The organism is Actinomadura sp. 7K507 (genome assembly GCF_004348425.1).
Classification (GTDB): Bacteria; Actinomycetota; Actinomycetes; order Streptosporangiales; family Streptosporangiaceae; genus Spirillospora.
Window position 1 is genome coordinate 1 of record NZ_SMKK01000453.1, and the last position, 2892, is coordinate 2892.

2 protein-coding genes are annotated in these 2892 nt (G+C 73.2%); both read right to left on the minus strand.

Features of this window, described 5'->3' with window-relative positions:
- Positions 1-83: 83 nt before the first annotated feature.
- On the minus strand, positions 84-1004 hold the full coding sequence (locus tag E1285_RS44270; protein ID WP_243723479.1) for a hypothetical protein: 921 nt from the start codon (positions 1002-1004) through the stop codon (positions 84-86).
- A gap of 93 nt (positions 1005-1097) precedes the next feature.
- A partial coding sequence (locus tag E1285_RS44275) for a SpoIIE family protein phosphatase (RefSeq protein ID WP_132160895.1) occupies positions 1098-2892 on the minus strand: 1795 nt, incomplete at its 5' end.

Consider the following 2892-nt stretch of genomic DNA (forward strand, 5'->3'; position numbering starts at 1 on the left):
GTCCTCGGGTTCGGGGCTGGGACGGTCGCGCGGGCCGAATCTCACTTGTCGATCCTGCTCTCAGTTCAAGATCATCGGCAAGTTCACCGGTGGCTTTCGGGCGCGCCGAAGAGGGCGGCGCACAGGGCTTCCAGGCGGTCCGGGCCGTCCTCGGCGGGCAGGACGGTGAGGACGGGCGGCTCTCCCGTGTCGTGGCGCAGCCGGACCGATACCTCCCGCCGCAGCGGGTCGTCGGTGCCCTGAGCGGCGGCGATGTCCTGGAGGCCCACGGAGATGATCTCGGGGATGTCGACGACCAGGGGCTGTTCTCCGGCGGGGAGTTCGTCCAGCCAGAGGTCGAGGACGCGGCGGGCCAGGCCGTTGAGGAGGCGGCCCCACGGTTCGACGAGATCGGGCGGGACGTTTTCGGTCTGCAGTTCGGGAAGCCCGAATCTGGCCAGCCCCTTGGTGGTGAAGAAGAAGCCGCGGGGGCCCGAGGTGTGCGGGAGGAGCATCCAGTCGGTGAGGCGGAAGGCGCCGTCCGGGCCGGGCAGGGAGCGTTCGAGGTGGCCGGGGCGGAGGATCTGCGGGGTGAAGACGTCGATCACGGGGGCGGTCAGCGCGACGCCGACACCGCCGGCGACCGCGCGGGCGGCCCATTCGTGGGCGGGCGGCCGGCCGGGGCGGTAGGCGGCGCGGACGGCGAGCACGTGCGCGGCGTCGTTGACGGCCGCGATGTCGGACGGGTCGGCTCCGTAGGCGGCGAGGAGGTCGCCGGGCAGCGGGGGGAAGTCGTCCGCGGGCCGCTGGTCGAGGGTGAGCATGGGGCTGTCGAGCATGCCGAGGACCAGGTCGCGCAGGGGCGGCCGGGTTCGCCGCGTCACCTCGTCGTGGGCGAGGTCCGCCGGGTCGGCGATCGGTGCGGGGAGCGCCACGGCGTAGGTGCCGTAGAGCGTCTCCGGGACCGGCAGCGTCAGATTCCGCCCCAACTGTTCCCCCGGGTGAGCCTCGATGAGTGTCGTCATCACCGATCAGAGCGGACCGGACGTTGGAAACTATCTGTCGCCGACGGGACATTTACCTCACAGATTCGCGATGCGGGCCCACGACCACGGACATCAGCCCGGGAGGCGCCGTCTGGGCAGACCGTGCTCGAACCAGACGACCTTTCCGCGTTCGGTGCGGTGGGTACCCCAGCGCGTGGCGAGGTGGCTGACGAGCTGGAGTCCGCGGCCCGATTCGTCCGTCGCGTCCGCGTGGCGGAGGCGGGGGAGGTCGGCGCCGTCGTCGTAGACCTCGCAGAGCAGGGTTCCGACTCCGGTCACGTGCGCGGCCTTGATCATCCGGACGCCGATGGTACCGGCGCCGTGCACGAGGGCGTTCGTGACGAGCTCGCTGACGAGCAGTTCGACGGTGTCGGTGAGCGGTTCGAGGCGCCAGTCGGCGAGCCGCGCGGCGACCTGCGTCCGGATCCAGGGGACGGTGCTCGGCCGCGGTTTCAGCCGCTCCCACAGGGCGACGTCGTCCTTGGGGATGCCGTCGAATCCGACCGCGACGATGGCGATGTCGTCGGCTGGGGTCGGCGCGACGAGGGCGTCGAGGATGGAGTCGCAGGTGGCGTCGAGGTCGGACGCCGCCCCGGCGAGCCGGCCGCGCAGTTCCTCCAGCCCCTGTTCGAGGTCGCGGTCGCGGCGTTCCAGCAGGCCGTCCGTGCACAGGAACAGCTGCGACCCGTCCTCGACCGGCACCTCGACGGTCTCGAACGGTTCGCCGCCGACCCCGATGGGCACGCCGGACGGGACGGAAAGGACGCGGCTCTCGCCGTAAGCCGACACCAGGACGGGCGGGACGTGCCCGGCGTTGGACAGCGTGCACCGGCGCTCCACCGGGTCGTAGACCGCGTACATGCAGGTCGCGAGGTAGTCCTCGCCGAGCCGGCGGGCGAGGCCGTCGAGCTGGCGCAGGAGCCGCGCGGGCCGCATGTCCTCGGCGGCGAGGGTGCGCACGGCCGTGCGCATCTGCCCCATGATCGCCGCGGAGGTGAGCCCGTGGCCCATGACGTCGCCGACGACGATGCCGAGCCGGGAGCCGGGCAGCGGGATGGCGTCGAACCAGTCGCCGCCGACGTTGGCCGCCTGCCCGGCGGGCCGGTAGCGGTAGCGGACGCGCGCGCCCGCGACGTCCGGCGGGTCGTCGGGCAGCATGCTGTGCTGCAGTTCCTCGGCGACCTGGACCTCGCGCCGGTACAGCCGGCCGTTGTCGATGCAGAGCGCGGCGCGGCGGGCCAGCTCTTCGACCATGGCGAAGCAGAGCTCGCCGAATCCCGGGCGGCCGGGCTTGCGGAGCATCTTGAACGTGCCGAGCACCCGGCCCCGCGCGATCAGCGGGACGATCAGCAGCTCCCGGCCGGCGAGCAGCGGACGCAGGTCACGGCCGCCGAACGAGGCGGCGATCTCGGCGGCGCGCTCGGGATCGACGTGCGGGATGTGGACGGGACGCCCGGTCCGCATGGCCTGGACGAACGGCGTCCCGGACGACAGGAGCAGCGGCTCCCCTTCGGGGACGAGGTCGTCCCACCGCCCCGGCTCGTCGTTGTGGACGACCGCGACGCGGCGCATCTGCGTGGTCTCGTCGACGTCGTCGGCGGGCGGCGCCGAGTCGGCGACGACGCGTTCGAGCAGTTCGACGGCGGCGAAGTCGGCGAGCCGCGGGACCAGCACCTCGGCGAGCTTCCGCGCGGCCTGCAGGTGGTCGAGCGAGCTGCCGATCTCCTGCCCGGCCTCGCCGAGGTAGGCCAGCGGCTCCCGCACCGCCATCGCCTCCCAGCCGTCCCCGGCTTCCGGGCCGGTGGGCGGATGGGGCGCCTGCGGGCGGGAGTCTCGGGGCGGGCTCGTCCAGCCCGCCTCCTGGGGC